The organism is Bacillus sp. AMCV2 (assembly GCF_056033925.1).
In genome coordinates, this window is the sequence record NZ_JBVYIB010000002.1 from 975,864 (window position 1) to 999,183 (window position 23,320).

Annotated in this window: 24 protein-coding genes and 3 pseudogenes; 20 read left to right on the forward strand and 7 right to left on the reverse strand. The window is 42.9% G+C overall.

What is annotated here, in order from left to right; translation table 11 throughout:
• Positions 1 to 3: 3 nt before the first annotated feature.
• From AC0OMA_RS05150 to AC0OMA_RS05180, 7 genes and pseudogenes are all read left to right on the forward strand, one after another.
• Entirely contained in the window at positions 4 to 378 is a 375-nt protein-coding gene (locus AC0OMA_RS05150; protein WP_322839997.1) for a hypothetical protein, read from the forward strand.
• A pseudogene (locus AC0OMA_RS05155) lies at positions 378 to 534 on the forward strand (hypothetical protein). The gene AC0OMA_RS05150 and the pseudogene AC0OMA_RS05155 overlap by 1 nt, the downstream one beginning before the upstream one ends.
• Before the next feature lie 4 nt (positions 535 to 538).
• Positions 539 to 1,300: a hypothetical protein gene (locus tag AC0OMA_RS05160; RefSeq protein ID WP_322839998.1), complete on the forward strand. Its 762-nt coding sequence runs from the start codon at positions 539 to 541 to the stop codon at positions 1,298 to 1,300.
• A 2-nt stretch (positions 1,301 to 1,302) separates the two neighbouring features.
• Complete coding sequence (locus AC0OMA_RS05165; protein ID WP_015252495.1) at positions 1,303 to 1,668, forward strand: GntR family transcriptional regulator; 366 nt, start codon at positions 1,303 to 1,305, stop codon at positions 1,666 to 1,668.
• Between the two features lies 1 nt (position 1,669).
• The gene (locus AC0OMA_RS05170; protein WP_322839999.1) at positions 1,670 to 2,368 is read left to right on the forward strand and encodes an ABC transporter ATP-binding protein; all 699 of its coding nucleotides are present in this window, start codon (positions 1,670 to 1,672) and stop codon (positions 2,366 to 2,368) included.
• A 16-nt stretch (positions 2,369 to 2,384) separates the two neighbouring features.
• A complete protein-coding gene (locus AC0OMA_RS05175; protein WP_021479692.1) occupies positions 2,385 to 3,302 on the forward strand; it encodes an ABC transporter ATP-binding protein in 918 nt (305 codons plus the stop codon).
• Positions 3,295 to 4,236, forward strand: a complete 942-nt coding sequence (locus tag AC0OMA_RS05180; protein ID WP_063334940.1) for an ABC transporter permease — start codon at positions 3,295 to 3,297, stop codon at positions 4,234 to 4,236. The genes AC0OMA_RS05175 and AC0OMA_RS05180 overlap by 8 nt, the downstream gene beginning before the upstream one ends.
• Before the next feature lie 91 nt (positions 4,237 to 4,327).
• Here AC0OMA_RS05180 and cspB read toward each other — a convergent pair whose 3' ends face one another.
• Complete coding sequence (gene cspB, locus AC0OMA_RS05185) at positions 4,328 to 4,531, reverse strand: cold shock-like protein CspB (protein WP_003224086.1); 204 nt, start codon at positions 4,529 to 4,531, stop codon at positions 4,328 to 4,330.
• A gap of 435 nt (positions 4,532 to 4,966) precedes the next feature.
• Between cspB and AC0OMA_RS05190 the strand changes: the two genes are divergently transcribed.
• Positions 4,967 to 5,797: a MetQ/NlpA family ABC transporter substrate-binding protein gene (locus tag AC0OMA_RS05190; protein WP_474221951.1), complete on the forward strand. Its 831-nt coding sequence runs from the start codon at positions 4,967 to 4,969 to the stop codon at positions 5,795 to 5,797.
• Between the two features lie 2 nt (positions 5,798 to 5,799).
• On the opposite strand, the gene dgcK is transcribed toward AC0OMA_RS05190, so the two are convergent.
• Positions 5,800 to 6,879: a diguanylate cyclase DgcK gene (dgcK, locus tag AC0OMA_RS05195; RefSeq protein ID WP_015383186.1), complete on the reverse strand. Its 1,080-nt coding sequence runs from the start codon at positions 6,877 to 6,879 to the stop codon at positions 5,800 to 5,802.
• Positions 6,880 to 7,051: 172 nt separating this feature from the next.
• Here dgcK and tcyP point away from each other — a divergent pair, with 172 nt between their 5' ends.
• Together tcyP and AC0OMA_RS05205 are read left to right on the forward strand one after the other, a co-directional pair.
• The gene (gene tcyP / locus AC0OMA_RS05200; RefSeq protein WP_003244685.1) at positions 7,052 to 8,443 is read left to right on the forward strand and encodes an L-cystine transporter TcyP; all 1,392 of its coding nucleotides are present in this window, start codon (positions 7,052 to 7,054) and stop codon (positions 8,441 to 8,443) included.
• 86 nt (positions 8,444 to 8,529) lie between these two features.
• Positions 8,530 to 8,634, forward strand: a pseudogene (locus AC0OMA_RS05205) (hypothetical protein); the annotation flags it as partial.
• A gap of 104 nt (positions 8,635 to 8,738) precedes the next feature.
• On the opposite strand, the gene AC0OMA_RS05210 reads toward AC0OMA_RS05205, so the two are convergent.
• The 3 genes from AC0OMA_RS05210 to AC0OMA_RS05220 form a co-directional block, all read right to left on the reverse strand.
• Complete coding sequence (locus AC0OMA_RS05210; RefSeq protein WP_021479687.1) at positions 8,739 to 9,308, reverse strand: DUF2812 domain-containing protein; 570 nt, start codon at positions 9,306 to 9,308, stop codon at positions 8,739 to 8,741.
• Entirely contained in the window at positions 9,295 to 9,612 is a 318-nt protein-coding gene (locus AC0OMA_RS05215) for a PadR family transcriptional regulator (protein WP_047182333.1), read from the reverse strand. The genes AC0OMA_RS05210 and AC0OMA_RS05215 overlap by 14 nt, the downstream gene beginning before the upstream one ends.
• Before the next feature lie 393 nt (positions 9,613 to 10,005).
• Entirely contained in the window at positions 10,006 to 10,452 is a 447-nt protein-coding gene (locus AC0OMA_RS05220; RefSeq protein ID WP_322840001.1) for a hypothetical protein, read from the reverse strand.
• A 149-nt stretch (positions 10,453 to 10,601) separates the two neighbouring features.
• Between AC0OMA_RS05220 and AC0OMA_RS05225 the strand changes: the two genes are divergently transcribed.
• A complete protein-coding gene (locus tag AC0OMA_RS05225; RefSeq protein WP_015383188.1) occupies positions 10,602 to 11,171 on the forward strand; it encodes a YhcN/YlaJ family sporulation lipoprotein in 570 nt (189 codons plus the stop codon).
• A gap of 120 nt (positions 11,172 to 11,291) precedes the next feature.
• Complete coding sequence (locus AC0OMA_RS05230; RefSeq protein ID WP_047182335.1) at positions 11,292 to 12,260, forward strand: gluzincin family metallopeptidase; 969 nt, start codon at positions 11,292 to 11,294, stop codon at positions 12,258 to 12,260.
• Here AC0OMA_RS05230 and AC0OMA_RS05235 read toward each other — a convergent pair.
• Complete coding sequence (locus tag AC0OMA_RS05235; RefSeq protein WP_009966881.1) at positions 12,192 to 12,845, reverse strand: spore coat protein; 654 nt, start codon at positions 12,843 to 12,845, stop codon at positions 12,192 to 12,194. The genes AC0OMA_RS05230 and AC0OMA_RS05235 overlap by 69 nt on opposite strands.
• Positions 12,846 to 12,927: 82 nt before the next feature.
• Between AC0OMA_RS05235 and yhcR the strand changes: the two genes are divergently transcribed.
• The gene (gene yhcR, locus AC0OMA_RS05240) at positions 12,928 to 16,584 is read left to right on the forward strand and encodes an endonuclease YhcR (RefSeq protein WP_474221952.1); all 3,657 of its coding nucleotides are present in this window, start codon (positions 12,928 to 12,930) and stop codon (positions 16,582 to 16,584) included.
• Positions 16,581 to 17,177 (forward strand): sortase SrtA, encoded by a 597-nt coding sequence (srtA, locus tag AC0OMA_RS05245; protein WP_474221953.1) that lies wholly within the window; start codon positions 16,581 to 16,583, stop codon positions 17,175 to 17,177. The genes yhcR and srtA overlap by 4 nt, the downstream gene beginning before the upstream one ends.
• A gap of 29 nt (positions 17,178 to 17,206) precedes the next feature.
• On the opposite strand, the gene AC0OMA_RS05250 is transcribed toward srtA, so the two are convergent.
• A complete protein-coding gene (locus AC0OMA_RS05250; RefSeq protein WP_046160372.1) occupies positions 17,207 to 18,115 on the reverse strand; it encodes an RluA family pseudouridine synthase in 909 nt (302 codons plus the stop codon).
• Positions 18,116 to 18,225: 110 nt separating this feature from the next.
• Between AC0OMA_RS05250 and AC0OMA_RS05255 the strand changes: the two genes are divergently transcribed.
• The 6 genes and pseudogenes from AC0OMA_RS05255 (at position 18,226) to AC0OMA_RS05280 (ending at position 23,305) form a co-directional block, all read left to right on the forward strand.
• Complete coding sequence (locus AC0OMA_RS05255) at positions 18,226 to 18,621, forward strand: YhcU family protein (RefSeq protein WP_327844201.1); 396 nt, start codon at positions 18,226 to 18,228, stop codon at positions 18,619 to 18,621.
• A 137-nt stretch (positions 18,622 to 18,758) separates the two neighbouring features.
• Positions 18,759 to 19,181, forward strand: a complete 423-nt coding sequence (locus AC0OMA_RS05260) for a CBS domain-containing protein (RefSeq protein WP_003245462.1) — start codon at positions 18,759 to 18,761, stop codon at positions 19,179 to 19,181.
• Positions 19,182 to 19,308: 127 nt separating this feature from the next.
• The gene (locus AC0OMA_RS05265) at positions 19,309 to 19,971 is read left to right on the forward strand and encodes an HAD family hydrolase (RefSeq protein WP_474221954.1); all 663 of its coding nucleotides are present in this window, start codon (positions 19,309 to 19,311) and stop codon (positions 19,969 to 19,971) included.
• A gap of 15 nt (positions 19,972 to 19,986) precedes the next feature.
• Positions 19,987 to 21,528: a bifunctional GNAT family N-acetyltransferase/carbon-nitrogen hydrolase family protein gene (locus tag AC0OMA_RS05270; RefSeq protein ID WP_003245514.1), complete on the forward strand. Its 1,542-nt coding sequence runs from the start codon at positions 19,987 to 19,989 to the stop codon at positions 21,526 to 21,528.
• A 177-nt stretch (positions 21,529 to 21,705) separates the two neighbouring features.
• A pseudogene (locus AC0OMA_RS05275) lies at positions 21,706 to 21,807 on the forward strand (AEC family transporter); the annotation flags it as partial.
• Between the two features lie 145 nt (positions 21,808 to 21,952).
• Positions 21,953 to 23,305, forward strand: a complete 1,353-nt coding sequence (locus AC0OMA_RS05280; RefSeq protein ID WP_474221955.1) for an aminotransferase — start codon at positions 21,953 to 21,955, stop codon at positions 23,303 to 23,305.
• Positions 23,306 to 23,320: the final 15 nt, after the last annotated feature.

Here is a 23,320-nt window from a genome sequence, read left to right on the forward strand (position 1 = left end):
GAAATGGCCATTATTATAGCAATAATTGCTGCTGTCATTGTCATTGCGGCCCTTATTACATTTAACGTCCGCAACACCTCACCTGGACCTGAGAAGCAAGAAGCAACCGATAGAATCGCACCTCCAGAAGAGGAAAAAAATGAAGCGCATTACCCTGCTGAAGCAAGGGCTGCCGAGCATACGCCATCCGTTGTCAAAAACGATTCTCCAAAAGAGAAGCGTGACACAATGGGTGATGATATTTACAGGCAGGCGCTGCAAAAGTTTAAGCATTCTGATGAAGTTCATGCAGAAGAAGAGGTCACTGAGGAAAGTGACAAAATGCAGGACCGCAGTTATCGTGATGCGCTGCTCTCTATGAAAAATAAGAAAAAGTAATGAAAAAGGCAAATCCGTTTACTCATGGCGGGTTTGCCTTTTTTGCTGTTTCCATCAATTATGTTTTTATCAAATAAATCCATGGAATATGTTGTATTCCATCTTGATCTAGTGTACTATGTTACTCATACACCGAGGATTTTTTCCGGGAGGTAAAGACATGAATTCTTTTTTAGGTTTATTAAAGAAAGATATCAAGCTTTCAAGAATGTGGCTGCTAGTATGGATATGCGGAATCATTTTCTTATTGGGAACAGGCCATATTATAGCTTCTCGCACGAAAGAACCTCTAGTCATTTTTGGTTTTTTTGTTGCAGTTGCTTTTTTTCTGCTTTTCTTATCTCCTGTTTTTGTGTTTTATCACCTTCGCAAGGAAGGGAAATCACAGCTTTGGCTGTACAATCCAAATGGCGGCTTCTGGCTGTTTTCTTCTAAATTGGCAGCATCTTTGCTCTATCAATTTGTGATTCAGTTGGCATTAACAGCCTATGGCATATGGATGTATCATATGCTCTCTGTAAAAAATCTGCTGGAGCATCAAGTTGATATAACGAGTACAGTGGCTTTGCTGAATATGTATGGGCTTATTTCTTCGTTAGATATGTCAGTAACAGTCATTGTGTTTTGGACTGTTTTTCACTCTCTCAGAAATTGGCGCGGAATGCGGTGGGCTGCGATGGTTCTGTTGGTCGCAGTGTGGTTATTCTTCGATGAATACATCATAAGCCCTTTGGTTGAATCTCAAAAGCATTTCTGGCCTGTAACAGTCTATTGCAATTTTGATTTCCACTTCCACAATGTTTGGAGATTGGAATTAAAACCTATCCATCTGTCTGTGCTAGGGTTTCCTATTGCTATAGTCATCACGTTCTTGCTGCTCATCATGGCTTCAAAACTGCTTGATCGTAAAGTAGAGGTGTAAATATGGATAATCAATTCCAATCCTCGAAACCGATTTATCTGCAGATCGCTGATCAGATCTTTTATAGGCTGGTCAGGAAAGAACTGCTCCCAGGAGACAAGCTTCCTTCTGTAAGAGAAATGGCGATTCAAACGAAGGTAAATCCCAATACAATTCAAAGAACTTACAGTGAGATGGAAAGGCTGGGTATTGTGGAGACAAGAAGAGGTCAAGGGACGTTTATTGCGGAAAAAGCAGAAATCGTAGACGAGCTGAAAGACAAGCTGACACGAGAGGTGCTGGAAGGCTTTGTCAAGCAAATGAAAGAGCTGGGGCTAACGAAAGAGGAAATGGTAGAAGGGATTAAAACATTCACAGAGGGAGGCTAAAATGGAAATCAAGCTAGAACATGTATCAAAAAAATACGGCCGCCATACGGCCGTCAATGATGTGTCAATCACCCTATCATCCGGACGGATTTATGGCCTGATCGGACCGAACGGCAGCGGCAAGTCAACGACCCTGAAAATGATGGCTGGCCTTCTGTTTCCGACTTCAGGATTTGTGAAAGTTGATGAAGAGCAGGTTACGAGAGAAATGGTGCGTCAAACGGCTTATCTTACTGAGCTTGATATGTTTTATCCGCATTTCACTGTTAAAGATATGGTGAATTTTTATCAGTCGCAGTTTACTGATTTTCAAACAGAACAGGCTTATAAGCTATTGAATGAGATGCAGCTGAATCCGGAAAAAAAGATCAAAAAGCTATCAAAAGGAAATCGGGGCCGGCTGAAAATCGTTCTTGCTTTAGCGAGACGGGCAGACGTCATCTTGCTTGATGAACCTTTTTCCGGGCTTGATCCGATGGTCAGGGATTCCATCGTAAACAGCCTTGTGTCGTACATTGATTTTGAGCAGCAGATTGTCGTGATTGCGACACATGAAATTGATGAAATTGAGACTTTGTTAGACGAAGTAATCATCCTCGCCAATGGAGAAAAAGTTGCGCAGCGTGAAGTAGAAGATATTCGTGAACAGGAAGGCATGTCTGTTTTGCAATGGTTTAAATCAAAAATGGAAGTTTGCTAGAAAGAGGAGGAATATGATGAAAACAGTGTTGGAATTGAAAAACGTGACTAAAAACATCAGAGGCCGAACGATCATTGATGATCTCAGTTTTACGATTCGTGAAGGCGAGGTATTCGGTTTTTTGGGACCAAACGGAGCGGGGAAAACGACAACCATCCGGATGATGGTGGGGTTAATGAAGCTGTCGAAAGGTGATGTCCTCATTTGCGGCCAATCAATTACGAAAGAATATGCCAAGGCGATTAAGCATATTGGAGCGATTGTAGAGAACCCCGAGCTGTATAAATTTTTGAGCGGATATAAAAATCTCCAGCAATACGCAAGGATGGTCAAGGGTGTCACGAAGGAAAAAATTGATGAAGTTGTTGAGCTGGTCGGTTTAACAGACAGAATCCACGACAAGGTGAAAACATATTCTCTGGGGATGAGACAGCGTCTTGGCTTGGCACAATGCCTTCTGCACGATCCGAAAGTGCTGATTTTGGATGAACCGACAAACGGCCTTGATCCGGCGGGAATCAGAGAAATCAGGGATCATTTAAAGAAGCTGACCCGAGAAAGAGGAATGGCTGTCATCGTTTCAAGCCACCTGCTGTCAGAAATGGAACTGATGTGTGATCGAATTGCGATTCTGCAAAAAGGAAAGCTGATCGATATTCAAAATGTAAAAGATGAAAACATTGATGAGAACGATACATATTTCTTCCAGGTTGAGCAGCCGAATGAAGCCGCTGCTGTTTTAAATCAGTACGATTTGCTGAGTAAGACAAATGGTGTAGAAATCAAACTGGCTAAAGACGAAGTCCCTGCGGTTATTGAATTGCTGGTGATGCAGCAAATCCGTATTTATGAGGTCAAGGTCATAACAAAATCATTAGAGGACCGTTTCTTAGAAATGACTGGTGAAACAAAAGAGGAGGTTCAGCATGCTTAATTTGATTTATAATGAGTGGCTTAAAATTTTCAACCGTGCCGGAACATGGGTGATGATCGGAATTCTGGGGCTGACAATGGTTGGATTTGCATTTTTGGCGAACCATTTTTCTGCTGGTGAATCAAATTCCCATTGGAAACAAGAACTTCAAGCACAAAACGCCGAATTAAAGAAAGAAATCAAAGAAGATCCTTCACTGAAAGATGGATATAAAGAAACAATCACACTCAACGACTATCGCATCGAGCATAATATCCCTAGTGACACGGGCTATACGGTATGGTCATATGTAACGGATTCAGCAGGTTTTACCATCCTTACCGGACTGTTTACCATTATCATCGCAGCCGGAATTGTCGCGAACGAATTTAATTGGGGAACGATTAAGCTATTAATGATTCGGCCGCTCAGCCGTTTTCAGATTTTGCTGTCCAAATATATTACGGTTCTCCTGTTTGGGCTCCTATTGCTGTTGATTTTATTTATCGGTTCTACTTTATTAGGGTTGATCTTCTTCGGGACGGGTGGTGAAACCGCCGCGAATATTCATTTAATCTATAAGGATGGCCATGTCATTGAGCAAAACATGATGGGGCATTTGGCCACAACATATCTTTCTGAATCCGTCTCGGCTTTAATGGTGGCGACGATGGCGTTTATGCTGTCTGCGGTATTCAGAAACAGCTCTCTTGCGGTTGGTTTTTCCATCTTCTTGTTGGTTGCCGGTACGACTGCAACTGCATTTATTGCAGCGAAATTTGACTGGGCAAAGTATATATTGTTTGCTAATGTCGACTTGACTCAGTATGTGGATGGCACACCGTTAATAAAAGGGATGACTATGACGTTTTCTATCGTCATGCTGGCGATCTACTTTATCATCTTCCTGTTGCTTGCTTTCGGAATCTTCATGAAGCGGGATATTGCAAACTAATAAAGAAAGCTGTTTTGCTTATGCAAAACAGTTTTTTTGTCAAAATAAAAACTGCAGGTTTGCACCTGCAGTTTTTCATATCAATTTATGCTTACGCTTCTTTAGTAACGTTAGCAGCTTGTGGTCCGCGGTTTCCTTCAACGATTTCAAAAGAAACAGCTTGGCCTTCTTCTAAAGTTTTGAAGCCTTCGCCTTGAATAGCAGAGAAATGAACGAATACATCGTCTTGACCTTCTACTTCGATGAATCCGAAACCTTTTTCAGAGTTGAACCATTTTACTTTACCTTCTAACATGAAATTTCCTCCTAAAGCGATCATAACGCTTAAATTCACTATTCTTGCTCTTAACAAACTTTCAAGACGAAAACTCTTACAAAACTTTCTTCTTAAAGATAGTTCGAACAAAAATAATTACCTTTACTCTACCAGTAATCTTCAGAAAAAACAACTGCTTATTGAAACTTTTTTCGGAAGATACCATATTTATTTTTCAATTTGATATTTATTTGCGGAAATTCATCTGCTTTCTCGATATGTGATCATACGTTTGCCTTAGTATTCCTTCATTTTGGGAAGATAAGTAATAGGAATTGACAACCTTATTGGATATGAGTAAGGTAAAAGTTAATCAATATGACAAATGACAACGTTTATCAACTAAGAGAGCGTATGATTTTTATGTCTGATATTGCTTGCATGCTCTAATACATAGATAGGAGTATGGTCACAATGAAAAAGTGGCTTATATGCAGTTTCGTCCTTGTTCTTCTCGTTTCATTTACTGCATGTTCACCGTCTGCAGAACATGAATCGATAAAAATCGGGATTGCTGAGTCTGACGGGGCAATATGGAACTATATTGCTCAAAAGGCTGAAGAGGCAGGGCTGGATATTCAGCTGATCCCTTTTTCTGATTATGCGGAGTCTGATATCGCACTCGCTAACAAAGAAATTGATGCCAACGCCTTTCAAACCATTTCATATTTTCAGGCGTTCACTCAAAAATACAAACTTAATTTGGCGCCGCTCGGGACGACATACATAACGCCCATGGGCATTTATTCAAAACGATATGACCGAATCCGAGATATACCGCGGGGAGCTGTCGTTTCTGTTCCGGATAAAGCGTTAGATTTTGGCAGGGCACTTACGGTGCTCCAGGAAGCGGGTTTGCTAACGCTGAAAAACGGATTTAACGGAACAGGTTCAGTTGATATGATTAAAGATAATCCGAGACACCTGAAATTAAAAGCTGTCCGGCAACAGGATGCAGTGAGCGGTGCCGACGTGTTTGTCATGAAACCATCAGAAGCAAAAAAAGCGGGCCTGAACCCGAAAAAGCATACGCTAAAGAGCGGCGGACTCATGTCTGAGGAAGAGATGAATTTGATTGTTGTCAGAGCGGAGGATCAAGATCGGGAAGCGCTGCAAACCATTCTTGAGCTTTATCAAGCTGATGATACAGCGGCATTTATAGAAAAAGAATATCAGGGAGATCTTGTTCCCGCTTTTCTGCCTTTGAAACGTCTTTCAGATTGGAAGAATGAATTCGTACATTGAATTCATTCTTTTTTTTCTGAAAAACACACTCTGTTCCGTCCCGTTTCTTTCGCTTTGTAAAGCATTTGATCGGCAAGAATGGGCAAGGATCCTGGCTGTTCCGTATTATTGGGGTAATGAGCGGCCCCTAGTGATATCGTAACTGAAAGCTCTTCGCCGTTTGTTAATACAATCGGTGCATCACTTACAGTGCTCCTGATCCGTTCAGCGATCCGGGCTGCTTTATCAAGAGAACAGTTCGGCAGGAGCACGGCAAATTCTTCACCGCCGATCCGAGCGGCAGGATCAGTATTTCGGATGCTCTGCTTCAGACGTAACCCCAGCTCTTTGAGCACCTGATCTCCTTCATGATGGCCATATTGGTCATTGATGGTCTTAAAATGATCGATATCCATATAAATCAGTGCAAATTGAAAATGCGGGGTATCGGCCGCCTGCTGATACAGAGCTTTTGTGGTTTCTTCAAACTTTCTTCGGTTATACACGCCTGTTAAAAAGTCAAAGTGCGCCTGAAACTTATATTGTTTAAAAAGAAGATGTGCATTTGTTTCATGATCAATAATATATAAACTGAGCATGCCGCCCGCTATTGATATGATCCAAAAATACAAATGAAGTTCGTATGAATGTAAATCTATAAGAAAATAAAAGGAAAAGGAGATCAAGCTATTTGTGATGATTAAAAGATAGAAAGCATGTTTTAGTTGAACTTTTTTTCTTCTAGAAACAATGAGTGACGGAATGGCAGCGATACAAATGATAATAACCGAGTATAGTGCAGATGTGTTCATCGTAATCAGCAAGCGGCCTGCAGTGATCATGGCCAGAGCCGTTGCCGTTGAAACCCAGCCTCCATAAAGAGCGGCAATCATAATAGGGATATTTCGAAGATCAATAATTGAATGCTGATAGGTAAATCCAAAAACCATCAGAATAACCCCGAGCAAACCGCAGGCCAGTCCTTTAACAGCTTGAAAAGATATGCTGTCTTTTTTATGTACTAGCCTTTCTTTAAACAGGTGGGTGAAGAGATAATTAAATGTGATTAAAATGGTCAAATTTACAAACAGTTCTTTCAGCAAATATTATCACCCTTATATAAGGTACTAAAGATGGAAGGGAAAGAAAAGAACAAAAAAGGCATTATATAAGGTTTTTTTACTTGAATTGATAAGTTGAAATAATTCGCACTTGACCCATCGGAATTAGTGTAATATAGTAAATGAGAAAATTTGAAGGGAGAGTTTACCTGCTTTGGAGACTTTACTGGTTGTATTACATGTATTTATTTTATTTTTACTTATCTTAGGGCTCTTTGTTATGCAGAAAAAACATGTTTCCTTCTCTAAACGTGTATTTACTGCGCTGGGGCTGGGGATTGTATTCGGATTTGCGCTTCAGCTGATTTACGGCCCGACTTCAAATATAGTCATTCAAACAGCCGACTGGTTTAATATTGCCGGGGGCGGATATGTCAAATTGCTTCAGATGGTTGTCATGCCGCTCGTCTTTATTTCGATTCTCGGTGCATTTACAAAGCTGAAGCTGACAAAAAATCTTGGGAAAATCAGCGGTTTGATTATCGGGATTTTAGTAGCAACAACAGCAGTTGCTGCAGCTGTCGGTATCGCGTCCGCGCTTTCATTTGATCTGCAGGCGATTCAGGTTGACCAAGGAAGTACAGAGCTTTCACGGGGACAGGAGCTTCAGCAGAAATCAGAGGATATGACAGCGAAAACGCTGCCGCAGCAGATTGTTGAACTGCTGCCTGGAAACCCGTTTTTAGATTTTACGGGAGCTAGACCGACTTCAACGATCGCTGTCGTTATTTTTGCCGCTTTTCTTGGAGTGGCATTCCTCGGCGTAAAGCACAAACAGCCGGAACAGGCAGAAACATTTAAAAAACTGGTTGATGCCGTTTATGCCATTGTTATGCGTGTTGTCACACTCATTTTGAGACTGACGCCTTATGGGGTGCTGGCCATCATGACAAAAACAATTGCCACGAGTGATCTTGACAGCATTCTAAAACTGGGCATGTTCGTGATTGCTTCATATGCCGCGTTAATCACTATGTTTATCATTCATTTGCTGCTGCTGACGTTCAGCGGCTTGAATCCGGTGATTTATTTGAAAAAAGCGGTGCCTGTACTTGTATTTGCATTTACGTCAAGGTCTAGCGCAGGTGCTTTACCGCTGAATATTAAAACACAGAGAAGCATGGGTGTACCGGAGGGAATCGCAAACTTTGCCGGTTCATTTGGTCTTTCGATCGGCCAAAATGGATGTGCCGGCATTTATCCTGCGATGCTGGCGATGATGATTGCTCCGACTGTCGGCCAAAATCCATTTGACCCGGTGTTTATTATCACTGTTATCGCAGTCGTTGCCATCAGCTCCTTCGGTGTTGCCGGAGTCGGCGGCGGAGCGACATTCGCGGCGCTTCTTGTTTTATCATCATTAAACATGCCTGTCGCGCTCGCAGGTTTATTAATCTCAATTGAACCGTTAATCGACATGGGGCGTACTGCTTTGAATGTCAGCGGAAGCATGACATCCGGTCTTATTACAAGTAAGGTCACAAAGGAAATTGATCAAGGGGCATTTCATGATCAATCCAGAGTGATTGAAGCTGAAGAAGCGTAACATATGAAAACGTGTAATCCGACAGGATTACACGTTAATAAGACCCATGAACCTTGTAATATAAAGGTTTCATGGGTTTCTTTTTCTCATTTTTGGGGAGATCAGCCGGCATTGCTGATCAATGGATTGATTTAATTGAAATGAAAATTGCTTTTTTAACGAGTATTCATGGTATCTTGGAAGTCGCCAACTAATCTGAGGCACACATAAAAGATTCCTGCTAGAAGATGAGTATCCAAATCTAATTCAATCGTGCTTCATTGAATTAAAAAAGTTCATAATGAACCTCTTCGCATTATTTTTCTATTAACATTGAATACTTTCGATACACTTTATAGAAACTGGCCGCAAATAAAACAACCATAAGGGCGGGAAGCGACCTCAAAAGAGCAAATGGAGTTTCAAATAAAAATGCTTTCCAAAACCATTCACCTTTCATACTCCAAAGACCTTCAGTTAAATATAAACCTGAATCCTTATAGATCATATAAGAAAAAAACAAACACATGAAACCTAAACCAGAAGAATAATTCATCAATCTTTTATAATAATTACTCTTTGATTGGCGATCCGAGAAGATTTCATTTTGACCATCATCTTCTTTTTGCCAATATCGAATCCCACTAAGCCAAGGGCCATTTATATAATTCCAACCGAAGTCTTCATATATCCCTTTGTAATCTTTGAACTTTTTCTTTGGTAAAATATCTTGGTAATCCAGTCTGATTACATATCTCTTGTCGGTTTTTACGAAAGTGTATATTCCTAATCCACTAATATTTGTACAACGATAGCCTTTTTGTAATTGCTCGTTCAGCCATTGTTCCTCTTTTTCAATATCAAAAAACATCTTAAATTTCTTCATTCGATTCACTTCCTTCGTACAAGGATAAAATATGCAATAACCTATTTTGTTCCATTTTTAAAATGGCGCTTCCTTCTTCAGTTATCATGTAAACTTTTCTCCGGCCTGACTCTCCAACAGGTTCAATCCAACCATGCTTATTCAAGTTTTCAATTGCACCGTATAATGTACCCGCTGCTAAAATAACAGTACCCTTACTTATCTTTTCTATCTTCTGCATTACGGCATAGCCATGGAGCGGCTCACGGAGAGCTAATAAAATATAATGCATGGTTTCAGACAACGGTAATAATTTGTGTTTCATATCTGCACCCTCTATTCAGTTTGACTATATAGTTCAACTTAATAATAATGTAATACAGTTCAACTGAATAGTCAACAGTATTTTCCAACGCTCGAGAAAATTCTAAATGTTGAGTGTTGAAGCAAGAAACAAAATGAATAGTGTTCTGTCCTTTTCAGCTTGATGAGGGAGCTAATAATGAATCGATAAAGATTGCTTCGGATAGAGTGGCAGCATAAACAAAAAAATCCTTCAAACGTTCTCATTGAACGAAAGAAGGATTTTTTTAGCTCATCAATTGCACTCCAAAACAGGCGGGGAAATATAGAAAATTTAAAAGGGAAAAACCACCTTAAAGGGCAATATAATTAACTATTTGAGCCCTTATGCAATCCGACAGGATTACACGTTTTTTTAACGGCCGGGTTCTAAGTCCTCCAGCATTTCCAGCATCGTGTTGTCGTCCATGACATTCATTGCGCTTTGTTCAAAATGAATGGGTTCAGCATAATGCGGCTGTCTTTTTTTCGCGGCTGTCTCAGTTTGCCTAGTTTGAGACTGTGTATGCTGATTCTGTGGTTGCTGCTGTCCTGCGTGCTGGTGCTGACGGCCATTTTGCCGCTGGCTTTGATGTTGCGAACGGTCTTGGTTATCACCGCTGCTTCCGCTAAATGCTTGTTTGACCATGTTTCCTACATTAGAAGCATCAAACGTGCTATTTTCTGAATTTCGTCTGTTCATTTGTCCTGTGATAAACCCGCTGATTCTGTGGCGGATCTGAGGTGATAATGCAGCAATAAGCATAGTTGATCCTATGATCAATGCTGCGGGGCTGATTCCTCTTCGCTGGTTGAACAACATGATCCCTCCTTTGCAGTGTATTCATATTTTCCCCCTCGTTAGACAAATTAACCGTTATATTTCCCGGGAAAGCATTTCCTCCAGATTTGCATGCATAATTAAAGCCAGTTAGAAAAACCTATAAGTAAAGTGATAAAGGAGGAATTCACATGTTTGGAAAAAAACAAGTCCTTGCGTCTATGCTTCTTATCCCTTTGCTTATGACTGGCTGCGGTGTGGCCGACCAAGGTGAGGGCAGACGTGATAATAATGATGTAAGAAACGTAAATTATCGAAATCCGGCCAATGACGATATGCGCAATGTAAACAATCGGGATAACGTTGACAACAATGTTAATGATAATGTCAATAACAATCGTGTAAATGACGATAATAACAACGACCGAAAACTTGAGGTTGCTGATGAAGCAGCTGATAAAGTAACAGACCTAAAAGAAGTAAAGCATGCCGATATCATTGTGGCTGGAAATCAAGCCTACGTTGCAGTCGTTTTAACCAATGGAAATAAAGGTGCAGTAGAAGACAATTTGAAGAAAAAAATAGCCAAAAAGGTAAGATCTACTGACAAAAACATTGATAATGTTTACGTTTCAGCTAACCCTGATTTTGTAGAGCGTATGCAAGGATATGGAAAGCGTATTCAAAATGGTGACCCAATCGCCGGATTATTTGATGAATTTACACAAACTGTACAGCGTGTATTCCCTAACGCTGAATAAATGAAAAAAGCCGCACAAATTGTGCGGCTTTTTCTTTGCGTTAATGACACACTGCGAACTCAGGCTGCATAGAGTAAAAATAAAAAGGTACAAGACGGACCGGCTCAGGGAGGGAGACGTTTGCGGGATGGCATAGGAAAGCGTGCGGCATCCGCTCTATTCCTGTGCGGAGTCCTTGTGATGCTGGCTGTAAGCTCAGCCATCGTATCAAGCGCGATGTATATCCTGTCTTTTCCAGGTCAGGCATCTGGAATAACAAAAGAACAAGTGACGAAGCACATGAAGAAAGAGTCATTCAAACAGGCCGATATTTATTACACTTCTAAGGAAAAGTCCTTACTGCCATTGACGAAAGAAACGCTTGAATATGCGGTCAGTATTAATCAGATTATGATTGGATATTCGAATCAAAAGCCTATTGACATTATTTTTTTTCCTAATGAAAAACAGATGGAGGCTTACTCCGGTTTATTGGATGTAGTTGGTTTTTATTCTGAACGGGAGCAGCTGATTGGATTGTTGCCTGAAGAGAAAAAGAAACTGTTAGAAGGGGACGAGGTAGCGGTTTATTTGTACCAGAGATTGTTGATTCATGAATACTCGCACCATGCATTTCACCAGAAATTGAAGGAGCTTGAGACGGATCCCGATGAGTTTCCGTTATGGTTTCATGAAGGGTTAAGCGAGTGGATTGCGAACTATGAATTGCTCATAGATCCGATCACGTTTTCTGTCGTGCCCTTTGACCGTTTGCAGACTGATCGAGACTGGCAGGAAGCCAGAGCCGAATATAACACTGATGTCTATTTGCAAAGCTTTTATATGATCGATGAGCTGACGGACAAATACGGGAAAGACGTTATTTCAGAAATGATTAAGGAAACAGCAAAAAAAGGGGACTTTGAAAAAGGGTTTAAATCAGCAACAAAGGAAAGTCTTGATCAATTTGAAAAAGATTTTAAGAAAAAATTTGAAAAAAACAGTGCGGCATTGGATAGTATCTATCCAATGCCTTTGTTATTAGTGAAGTCCTTGCTGGCCCATTCCGCCTTGTGTCGGAGGCATTTGTCCTTGGGCAGGGGCGAATGAATTTCTCAGCTGTTCCATATCCTGCGCATCAAGCTGAGGAACCTGGTAATAGCCGTGTTTGTTTTGGTATAGGAAAATTTCAAATGCCATTTCAACATACTCCTGAATTTGCGCAGACAGTACGCGTCTTACGGCCGGATTTGTCATTTCCAGAGAAGCCATTGTCAGCATAGAAGCTTGTGCTTTAATCGCGCAAAGCATTTGTCGGCTGATGATGCTGTCATCAATATCATTCATGGATTGAACAGGTTTTTTAGGCTGTGACGGCTGCATGCCGTAAACAGTCTGGTTGTCTTCCTTCATCATATAAGTTGCTGTTTTTTGTGAAGGTTCGCTTCCTGTTTTGAAGCATTCTGCAGTTATATTGTATTGAGATGTGATGAATTGATGTTGACGATCAAGGATGTTTAATAATTCTTGATCCTTACAGAATTGTCTTAGCATCATAAACTGATCTAGCACAGTAAGTGTTCCGGAAAGCACCTCATGCATATCAAACATTTCATGTCCGCCGTGGTTTTTATGCGGTTTGCCAGGAATACCTTTGTTCATTTGGGATTGCTGCTGCTGATTGAACTGATCCAAACCGAATTCCTCCTTTTTTTTCAGATCAGCTGTATTTTGTGTCAGTCTGCCGTGTATTATGCAGAAGCCTGAAAGGAATTATATGCTGTCTGTCGAAATGATAAGCAGACAAAACCGTTGTCATTATGTGTATATTAAGGGAGGAAATATGATGAGGCGTATTCTGCATATTGTGTTGATCACGGCATTAATGTTCTTAAATGTAATGTACACGTTCGAAGCTGTAAAGGCAGCTGAACCGCAACAGCCTATATCAGTTGAGAAGGCAATACAGCAAAAAGAAGGACAGGCGCTTGTCGAAGGATATGCAGTCGGCCAGGCTGTTTCCCCGCAGCATTATAAGCTGACAAGCCCTTTTTCAAATGATTATAATGTCGCGCTGGCAGACCGTAAAAATGAGACATCGCCCGATCACATCCTTCCTGTGCAAATCCCCTCCGCTTTCAGAAGCCAATTTGGGCTGCAAACCAATCCGCTTCTTCTTGGGAAAAAGATAACGGTTCAAGGAAAGCTTGAAAATTACTTTAATGCGACAGGACTTAAAAACGTTCAGTCGATGAACGTAACCGATGACACGAAAACTCCGCCGGCTGAACAGCCAGTGACCATAAATGAAGCACGGGGAAGGCTGAATGAAGAAGTAACGATAAAAGGGATCATTACAGCTGATCAAAACGCAATCGGAGGCGGGAAGCTGTCGACCTTTTTGCAAGATGAAACCGGAGGCATTAACATTTATTCGCCATCCCCTGAACAATTTCCCGAATTAAAAGAGGGTATGGATGTCACGGTGACAGGGAAAATCACGTCTTACCAGGGGCTGAAAGAAATCGTTCCAAGCTCATCAGGCATCAAAATCAACCAGTCAAACCAATCCCTCCCCGCCCCAAAACACTTAACAATCAATGAACTCATTAACGGCAGCCTAGGTGATCAGTATGAAGGACGCCTTGTGAAACTAACCGCTTTTGTTTCCTCAATTCCAAGTTCTCCTGCCGGCGGCGGTTACAATGTAACAATGATTGATGACGACCATCATGCAATGACGCTCCGGGTTATGAATAAAACAGGGGTGATAGACGAGCTTGATGAGGGCAAATGGTATGACTTTACCGGTGTGTTAAGCAGGTACCAAACCTTTCAGCTGCTTCCGCGAAAATCGGCTGACCTGAAGCTGCTTGAAGAGCAGCCTGCACCTCCGTCTGCGGAGGGAGAATATGAAGGGATTGTTGACCGGGTAGTTGACGGCGATACCATTCATCTTAAATCTCCGGTGCTTGGAACGACAAAAATCCGGTTTGTAAATGTAGATACACCCGAAACATATCACACACCAAAAAATGACGCAGATGAAAATCAATTAAGATTTGGCAAAAAAGCATCTGACTATCTAAAAACGGTTCTGTCCTCGGGTGATAAAATTACTGTCAAGGTCGGAAGTGAAGCCAAGGACAGCTATGGCAGATTGCTCGGACAAGTCATAACCGAATCAGGTTCAAACGTGAACTTAGAGCTTGTGAAAAATGGCTATGCTCCGACGTATTTTATTTGGCCGGTTGACAATGAAGAGGATTATCAGCAGTTTCAGGCCGCAGTAGCCGCTGCAAAAAAAGGCCAAAAAGGAATCTGGAATGAAAACGATCCGCTCATGGAAATGCCGTTTGAATTCAGAGCCAGAGAGCAAGGGAAAGGCTTGACAAGATATGTAGGGGATTCGTCGAATCAAACATATGTCCAGCCAGCTGACTGGAAGAAGGTAGCTGTGGAAAACAGAATTTTCTTCGCTTCAGCAAGTGAAGCGGAGAGCGCGGGATATAAAAAAAGGCAAACGGCACCTCAAGAACATGTACCGCTTAGAATTCTCAGCATGAATGATTTGCATGGCAAAATCGATCAGCAATATGAGCTTGATCTTGATGGAAATGGAACTGCAGACGGCACGTTTGGACGCATGGATTATGCCGCCGCATATTTAAAAGAAAAAAAGGCTGAAAAGAAAAACTCGCTGATTGTGCACGCTGGAGATATGATCGGCGGAAGCTCTCCAGTTTCCTCTCTTCTTCAGGATGAACCGACTGTAGAACTGATGGAGGACATCGGATTTGATGTCGGAACCGTGGGAAACCACGAATTTGATGAAGGCACGGATGAACTGCTGAGGATCTTAAATGGCGGTGATCATCCGAAAGGCACAAGCGGATATGATGGACAGAACTTTCCCCTTGTATGTGCCAATTGTAAAATGAAATCAACTGGAGAGCCCTTTTTGCCGGCTTATGACATCATAAATGTGGAGGGCGTACCCGTTGCTTTTATCGGGGTTGTCACACAGTCGGCAGCTGGCATGGTTATGCCTGAAGGAATAAAAAATATCGAGTTTACAGATGAAGCAACAGCGGTGAATAAGGCGGCCAAAGAGCTGAAGAAAAAAGGCGTGAAGGCCATCGCGGTTCTCGCACATATGTCAGCTGAACAAAACGGCAACGCCATTTCCGGGGAGTCTGCTGATCTTGCAAACAAAACAGATTCTGAAATTGACGTGATTTTTGCCGCGCATAATCATAAGGTTGTTAACGGTGAAGTGAATGGAAAACTGATTGTTCAAGCGTTTGAATATGGAAAAGCGATAGGTGTCGTTGATGTAGAGATCGATAAAACGACAAAAGACATTGTCAAAAAGTCCGCGGAAATCGTATATGTTGATCAAAGTAAAATCGAACCGGATGTCAGCGCGTCAGCCATTTTAAAGAAATACGAAACAATTGCGGAACCGATTATCAGCGAGGTAGTCGGCGAAGCCGCTGTTGATATGGAAGGGGGGTATTCAAATGCCGGCGATACACCTCTTGGAAACCTGATTGCGGATGGTATGAAAGCTGCCATGAAAACGGATTTTGCCCTTATGAATGGCGGCGGCATACGTGAAGCGCTGAAGAAGGGCCCGATTACGTGGGGAGATCTTTACAATATTCAGCCGTTTGGAAATGTGTTAACGAAGCTTGAGATTAAAGGAAAAGATTTAAGAGAGATTATCAATGCTCAAATCTCACCGGTTTTTGGGCCTGACTACAGCATCAGCGGGTTTACGTATACGTGGGATAAAGAAACCGGAAAAGCAGTTGATTTGAAAATGGCAGATGGCACCGAGATCCAGCCCGATGCCACATATACATTGACCGTCAACAACTTTATGGCGACGGCGACAGGAACCAAATATCAGCCAATCGGACTGCTGGGAAAAAATCCGGTGACAGGGCCTGAGGATTTGGAAGCGACAGTTGAGTACGTGAAGAGTTTTGATGAGCCAATTGCGTATACAAAAGAGGGAAGAATTAAGCTTGCTGAAGCCAGTGATATTGAAGACCCTGTAACAGAAGACCCGATTACGGAAGAGCCTGGAGATGATCCGGGGACGGAGGATCCGATTAAAGAGGATCCAAGGCCAGGTGAAGATTTGCCTGATATAAAAGAAACTCCGGGAACAGCACCGGTTCATCAGCTGCCGCCTTCAGCCATTTCGAGATTCAATGAAATACCAATCAACAACACAAAAACCGCTGATACTGCTAATAGCATCAGCACATTGCCGTTACAAACCGAGACTGCGGAAAGCGGGTCTGATCATCCGCTTCCGGATACGTCAGCGGGCTACTATAACTTTATGGTAATCGGTGCGGCGGTGACATTGTCAGGAACTTATCTATATGTCAGAAGAAAAAGGAGCGCCTCCAGAACGTGAAAAAAGTTATTCCACTATTCATCATTGCTGCCGGCCTAGTGATCGCAGGCTATGGAGGCTTTAAATTGATCGATACGAATATGAAAACGGAACAGACATTAAAAGAAGCAAAACTGGCGGCTGAAAAGCCGCAGGAACCTTTGGGGACGAAAAATAGCACAGATCAAGCAAAGAACAAAGCATCATTTAAGCCTGAGACCGGCCAAGCGAGCGGCATTTTGGAAATACCGAAAATCAAGGCAGAGCTTCCGATCGTGGAGGGCACCGATGCTGATGATTTAGAAAAAGGTGTCGGGCATTACAAGGACAGCTATTATCCTGATGAAAACGGACAAATTGTGCTGTCGGGGCATCGAGATACCGTGTTTCGCCGGACGGGAGAGCTGGAAAAGGGGGATCAGCTCCGCATTCTCCTGTCATATGGAGAATTCACATATGAAATTGTAAATACAAAAATTGTCGATAAGGATGACACATCTATTATCACGCTCCAGCATGAAAAGGAAGAGCTGATTCTGACGACCTGTTATCCGTTTTCATACGTCGGAAATGCCCCGAAGCGCTATATTATATATGGAAAACGAGTGACTTAAAAAGCCGAGGCAGTGCCTGCGGCTTTTCTTCATGAAAAATATGTGCGGCAAAGGTTTTTCATATCAGCAGGGAAAGGGGCTTCAGCAACTATGAGCTCGTCTGTTATCGGGTGAACCGCTTGTACTTTATTGGCGTGCAGTGCCTGCCTGTTTAGCAGCTTGCTTCCGCCTCCGTAAAGCGAGTCTCCTGTCAACGGATGGCCGAGGCTCGCCAGATGAACACGGATTTGGTGTGTTCTTCCTGTTTCCAGCTCTAATTCAACGAGCGACAGCCGTTCTTTCGCATTGCTGGCCATTACCTTGAAATGAGTGACGGCTGTTTGCCCGCCTGGTGAAACCCGGCGTCTTGTCGGGTGTGATCGGTCTCTGCCGATCGGTGAATTAATTGTCCCTTTTTTCGTCCGTAGCTTACCTTCAGCGATGGCGGTATACGTACGCTTCAGCGTCTTTTTCTCTAACTGCTGGTCTAAGATGGCGTGTGCCAAACGATGCTTGGCAAAAACGATAGCGCCAGATGTATCCTGATCAAGACGATGGACGTGGCGCACCTTACATGTTTCGCCATTTATCTGATAATGATACGCGATCAAATTAGCCAGTGTGCCGGTTTGCCCATCCTCATTCGGATGCGTCGCTATGCCAGCGGGTTTATTGACGATGAGCATGTGATTGTCCTCAAATAAAATATCAAGCTCGCCATACTCCGGAATGACCGAAGATGCTTCACTTTCCTGAAGATCAATGAACACGCGGTCTCCCTTTTTTACAATCATATTGTTTAAGACGGATTCGTGATTGACCTTTATCTGTTGATGGGACATCCAGTCTTGTATCACTGGTTTAGAAGCTTTGAGCGCTGTTTTGAGTACGGAAAACAGCCATTGGCCGTCCTGTTTTTCATTGATGAGGATCTCAAGCCCTCTGCCTTTTTGATTCATGTTAAATGGCTCCTTTTCGAAGCGGAAGGCTGCTGTTTCTCATAGGAAACACTTACCTTAGCTTTCGCGTTTTTTTCTGTGCTATTCTTGAGTAAGACTTAGGATATTCGATGGCAAGAAAGGTGATTGACGTGAGAATTGTGAACGCAGCAACTGCAGAACAGGAGAGCTTTATCAAGGAGCTGTCTATGGAGCTGATCCATGATGTATTTCCTCTTTATTTCTCCGAACTGGACATTCAGCGCTTTAAAAAGAAAGGCGTTCTGTCTTTAAATAACCATTATTACCAAGGAACATTAAAAGAAGCATTTCAAATTATGGCTTGTCTGCAAATGATACATATTATCCTGACCAAGCCTTCGCCGCACTTTGATTTGAGTGATCAGGCGATTTTTGAAAAAAACAGCAAGATGCTGAATGATTTTGGGATTTATTTTCCGTTTGCTTTTTCTGACTTTCAAAAGAAGACTAACAAAGCCTTTTTCGGTCAAAGAAGGCTGATATAATCATGCGGCAAGAGCTTTTCTATTTTTAGAAAAGCTCTTTTTTGTATCAGAGAAATCATATCATAAAACCTTTCCTCTAACTCCCTTTTTAAACGGCTCGTGTCTGAACATACTAATGATTGAAAGGGGTGCTGACAATGAGTTCAGTTAAAGATACAATGACAACGCAGGTGGCAACCGTTTCTCCGAATCAAACGATTCAGGAAGCGGCTTCTCTAATGAAACAGCATAACGTCGGGGCGATCCCCGTTGTAGAGCAAGGTGTTTTAAAAGGAATGCTGACTGACCGTGACATTGCATTAAGAACTACAGCTCAGGGCCGTGATGGCCAGACACCCGTTTCAGAAGTGATGTCAACAGAACTCGTATCAGGAAACCCTAATATGAGTCTGGAAGACGCGTCGCAGCTGATGGCCCAGCACCAAATCCGCCGCCTTCCTATTGTAGATCAAAACAATCTAGTCGGGATCGTTGCGCTTGGAGACCTGGCAGTCAATCAGATGTCGAACGAGTCTGCGGGATCAGCGCTGACAAACATTTCTCACCAAAACATTCATTAATAAGAAAGAGCTTGCAGTGTGCAGGCTCTTTCTTCACATAAAACCTTACTTTTTGAAAGCAGATTTGTTTCGGGGTATAGTTGAGTGTATACATATGTCTCAATTCGGACTAAAGGAGTTGTACCCAGTGATTAAAGCGTTAATTTTTGATTTTGACGGGCTTATTCTAGATACAGAAACACACGAATATGAGGTTCTTCAGGAAATATTTGAAGAGCACGGCTCAGTGCTGCCGCTATCTGTCTGGGGGAAGGTCATCGGAACTGCTGCGGGTTTCCGGCCTTTTGACTATTTAGAAGAGCAGATCGGGAAAAAACTGAACCATGAAGAGCTCACAAAATTGAGAAGAGAGCGGTTCGCCAAACGCATGGAAACAGAAAAAGCGAGACCTGGTGTCGAAGCGTATTTGAATGCGGCAAAGGATGTAGGCTTAAAAATAGGCCTTGCCTCCAGCTCTGATTATAAATGGGTGTCCGGCCATTTGAAGCAAATCGGCCTGTTTGATGATTTTGAAGTTATTCAAACGGCGGATGATGTGGAAGAGGTGAAGCCGAATCCTGAACTCTATTTATTGGCGGCAAAAAACCTCGGGGTATCGCCAGCGGAATGTCTCGCGTTTGAGGATTCTGTCAATGGTTCGATTGCTGCGAAACGTGCAGGCATGAAGTGTGTCATTGTCCCGAATAAAGTAACGGGTACCTTGATGTTTGAAGACTATGATCACAGGCTTGAATCAATGGCGGAGATGGAGCTCGCCCTATTGCTTGATCATCTGAACTCACAAAACTAGAAAGGAGCGAGTAGGTTGTCTGAGAAATTAGATTTGACCCGGTTTGAAAAGAAAATGGTTATCCGCAATATCGAAGAAAAAGACATCGACAAGATTATCGATCTTCAAAAGGACTGCTTTCCAGGAATGGAGCCTTGGAAGCGGGAGCATTTAATCAGCCATTTGGAGCATTTTCCGGAAGGACAGTTTTGTGCAGAATTCGAAGGTGAAATTATCGGTTCGTGCTCAAGTCTCCTGATTAACTTTGATGAATATGATGACCGCCATACGTGGCAGGACATTACAGATGACGGTTATATCACCAACCATAATCCTGACGGCTTGAATATGTACGGAATTGAAGTCATGGTGCACCCGAAATACAGACGAATGAAGATCGGCCACCGTTTGTACGAGGCGAGAAAGGACTTAGCCAGACGCTTAAACTTGAAAAGCATCATCATAGGCGGACGGATTCCAAACTATCACAAATATGCAGAGGAAATGACAGCGAGAGAGTATGTTGAACAGGTGACACGCCACCAAATTTACGATCCGGTTCTTTCTTTTCAGCTGATGAACGGCTTTACCCTTATGCGAATTAACCCGAACTATCTCCCGGATGATACAGCTTCGATCAAGTATGCGACGCTGATGGAATGGAATAATGTCGATTATCTACCGCAGCAGACAAAACGCTATTATAAATCGGCGTTCCCTGTTAGAATTTGTGTGATCCAATACGAAATGAAGAAAATTTATTCCTTTGAGGAATTTGCGAATCAAGTAGAATACTATGTCGATGTTGCTTCCGACGCAAGATCTGATTTTGCGGTGTTCCCGGAAATTTTCACAACCCAGCTGATGTCCTTCCTTGAGGAACGGTCACCGAGCTTGGCGGTGCAGAGAATTACTGAGTATACAGAAGATTACATCAGCCTGTTTACTGATTTGGCTGTTAAGTATAACGTCAACATTATCGGCGGGTCTCATTTCGTCGAAGAGGAAGGCAAGATCTATAATATCGCTTACCTGTTCAGACGGGACGGAACAATCGAAAAGCAATATAAACTCCATATTACGCCGAATGAACGCAAATGGTGGGGGATCAGCGCAGGAGACCAGGTTCGCGTGTTTGATACGGACTGCGGAAAAATCGCGATCCAGATCTGTTATGACATTGAATTTCCTGAGCTTGCCCGTATTGCGGCTGATAAAGGAGCCAAAATCATCTTTACGCCATTTTGTACAGAAGACCGTCAAGGCTATCTGCGTGTCAGATACTGTTCGCAGGCTAGAGCGGTTGAAAATCAAATTTATACGGTTATCTCGGGAACGGTTGGAAACCTTCCGCAAACGGAAAACATGGATATCCAATACGCCCAGTCAGGCATCTTTGCCCCGTCTGATTTTGAATTCGCCCGAGACGGCATTGTCGGCGAAACAAACCCGAATATTGAAATGGTCGTCATCGGCGATGTTGACCTGGAAATTCTCAGAAGACAGCGCCAAAACGGTACAGTGCGCCAGCTAAAAGACAGACGGCGTGATATTTATCATATTCAATATAAAAAATAATCCCAAAAAACCCGTCTGAATTGGCGGGTTTTTTTAAACAAAAGCGGAATAGTTTAGGTGCTTTCTTTAAATTAAAAGTAAATTGTATAGTGGAAAAGAAGGTGCTTATGGAGTTTCTGTATTTTCGCCATTTCCTATATCATACAGAAAACGGCTAGGCTTCACATTGCTATTGCAATGGCTGTCCAAGTCGTTTCGAGTGCGACCTTTATCAGTACGATGCTGAGCATTGTCACTTTGCCTGTTTTGCTTTGGATGCTGCATCCTCTTTCTTCTTGAGAAAGAGGATGTTTTATTATTTACATGGTTTATTGACTCTGACCCGGTCTGGCTTTATATTGAAGGCAGGGAAATCATCACCAAGACATCACATAAAGAGAAGGTCTGTTTCAATTGAATTGGCATTATAGGGAACGCTAATGAAATGGAGATGATGGGGATGGAAAACATTCAGCAAAATCAGGGATTAAAGCAAAAAGATGAGCAATTTGTGTGGCATGCCATGAAGGGAGCGCATCAAGCGGACAGCCTGATAGCCCAGAAGGCCGAAGGAGCCTGGGTAACCGACATAGACGGACGCCGCTATTTGGATGCGATGTCCGGTTTGTGGTGCGTCAACATTGGTTACGGCAGAAAGGAGCTTGCGGAGGCTGCCTATGAGCAACTAAAGGAGCTGCCTTACTACCCGTTAACGCAAAGTCACGCACCCGCAATTCAACTGGCGGAAAAGCTGAATGAATGGCTTGGCGGCGATTATGTTATCTTTTTTTCCAACAGCGGATCGGAAGCAAACGAAACTGCTTTTAAAATTGCCCGCCAGTACCATCTGCAAAACGGCGACCACAGCCGTTATAAATTCATCTCAAGATATCGGGCATACCACGGCAATACATTGGGAGCGCTCTCAGCTACCGGACAGGCGCAGCGCAAATATAAATACGAGCCTTTGAGCCAAGGATTTCTGCATGTAGCTCCGCCAGATATATACCGGAATCCTGATGATGCAGACACGCTTGAAAGCGCAAATGAAATCGACCGCATCATGACATGGGAATTAAGCGAAACGATTGCCGGGGTCATTATGGAGCCCATCATTACAGGCGGGGGCATCCTAATGCCGCCGGACGGATATATGAAAAAGGTGGAGGACATTTGCCGGCGCCACGGAGCCCTTTTGATTTGCGATGAAGTGATCTGCGGGTTTGGACGGACAGGCGAGCCGTTCGGGTTTATGCACTACGGTGTGAAGCCTGATATCATTACGATGGCAAAGGGAATCACAAGCGCGTATCTGCCATTGTCAGCGACTGCTGTTAAACGGGACATTTTCGAAGCGTATCAGGGGGAAGCTCCTTATGACCGTTTCCGCCACGTGAACACGTTCGGCGGAAGCCCGGCTGCCTGTGCCTTGGCGTTGAAAAACCTGCAAATTATGGAGGACGAACAGCTGATTCAGCGATCCCGCGATCTTGGAGCAAAGCTTTTAGGTGAGCTTCAAGCTCTGAGAGAACACCCGGCAGTCGGGGATGTTAGAGGAAAAGGGCTGCTGATCGGAATCGAACTCGTCAAAGATAAATTGACTAAAGAGCCGGCTGATGCCGCCAAAGTAAACCAAGTGGTTGCGGCATGCAAAGAAAAAGGGCTGATCATCGGCAAAAACGGCGATACAGTCGCCGGTTACAACAACGTCATCCAGCTCGCGCCGCCATTTTGCCTGACAGAAGAGGACCTTTCCTTTATCGTGAAAACGGTGAAAGAAAGCTTTCAAACGATATAATATAAAAGTGATTTA

What these genes read in the sequence shown, in the direction of transcription:
- AC0OMA_RS05150 (WP_322839997.1), top strand. Translation starts at nt 4, where the DNA reads ATGGCCATTATTATAGCAATAATTGCTGCTGTCATTGTCATTGCGGCC.
- AC0OMA_RS05160 (WP_322839998.1), top strand. Translation starts at nt 539, where the DNA reads ATGAATTCTTTTTTAGGTTTATTAAAGAAAGATATCAAGCTTTCAAGA.
- AC0OMA_RS05165 (WP_015252495.1), top strand. Translation starts at nt 1,303, where the DNA reads ATGGATAATCAATTCCAATCCTCGAAACCGATTTATCTGCAGATCGCT.
- AC0OMA_RS05170 (WP_322839999.1), top strand. Translation starts at nt 1,670, where the DNA reads ATGGAAATCAAGCTAGAACATGTATCAAAAAAATACGGCCGCCATACG.
- AC0OMA_RS05175 (WP_021479692.1), top strand. Translation starts at nt 2,385, where the DNA reads ATGAAAACAGTGTTGGAATTGAAAAACGTGACTAAAAACATCAGAGGC.
- AC0OMA_RS05180 (WP_063334940.1), top strand. Translation starts at nt 3,295, where the DNA reads ATGCTTAATTTGATTTATAATGAGTGGCTTAAAATTTTCAACCGTGCC.
- cspB (WP_003224086.1), bottom strand. Translation starts at nt 4,531, where the DNA reads ATGTTAGAAGGTAAAGTAAAATGGTTCAACTCTGAAAAAGGTTTCGGA.
- AC0OMA_RS05190 (WP_474221951.1), top strand. Translation starts at nt 4,967, where the DNA reads ATGAAAAAGTGGCTTATATGCAGTTTCGTCCTTGTTCTTCTCGTTTCA.
- AC0OMA_RS05210 (WP_021479687.1), bottom strand. Translation starts at nt 9,308, where the DNA reads ATGAAGAAATTTAAGATGTTTTTTGATATTGAAAAAGAGGAACAATGG.
- AC0OMA_RS05215 (WP_047182333.1), bottom strand. Translation starts at nt 9,612, where the DNA reads ATGAAACACAAATTATTACCGTTGTCTGAAACCATGCATTATATTTTA.
- AC0OMA_RS05220 (WP_322840001.1), bottom strand. Translation starts at nt 10,452, where the DNA reads ATGTTGTTCAACCAGCGAAGAGGAATCAGCCCCGCAGCATTGATCATA.
- AC0OMA_RS05225 (WP_015383188.1), top strand. Translation starts at nt 10,602, where the DNA reads ATGTTTGGAAAAAAACAAGTCCTTGCGTCTATGCTTCTTATCCCTTTG.
- yhcR (WP_474221952.1), top strand. Translation starts at nt 12,928, where the DNA reads ATGCTGTCTGTCGAAATGATAAGCAGACAAAACCGTTGTCATTATGTG.
- AC0OMA_RS05250 (WP_046160372.1), bottom strand. Translation starts at nt 18,115, where the DNA reads ATGAATCAAAAAGGCAGAGGGCTTGAGATCCTCATCAATGAAAAACAG.
- AC0OMA_RS05255 (WP_327844201.1), top strand. Translation starts at nt 18,226, where the DNA reads ATGGCAAGAAAGGTGATTGACGTGAGAATTGTGAACGCAGCAACTGCA.
- AC0OMA_RS05260 (WP_003245462.1), top strand. Translation starts at nt 18,759, where the DNA reads ATGAGTTCAGTTAAAGATACAATGACAACGCAGGTGGCAACCGTTTCT.
- AC0OMA_RS05280 (WP_474221955.1), top strand. Translation starts at nt 21,953, where the DNA reads ATGGAGATGATGGGGATGGAAAACATTCAGCAAAATCAGGGATTAAAG.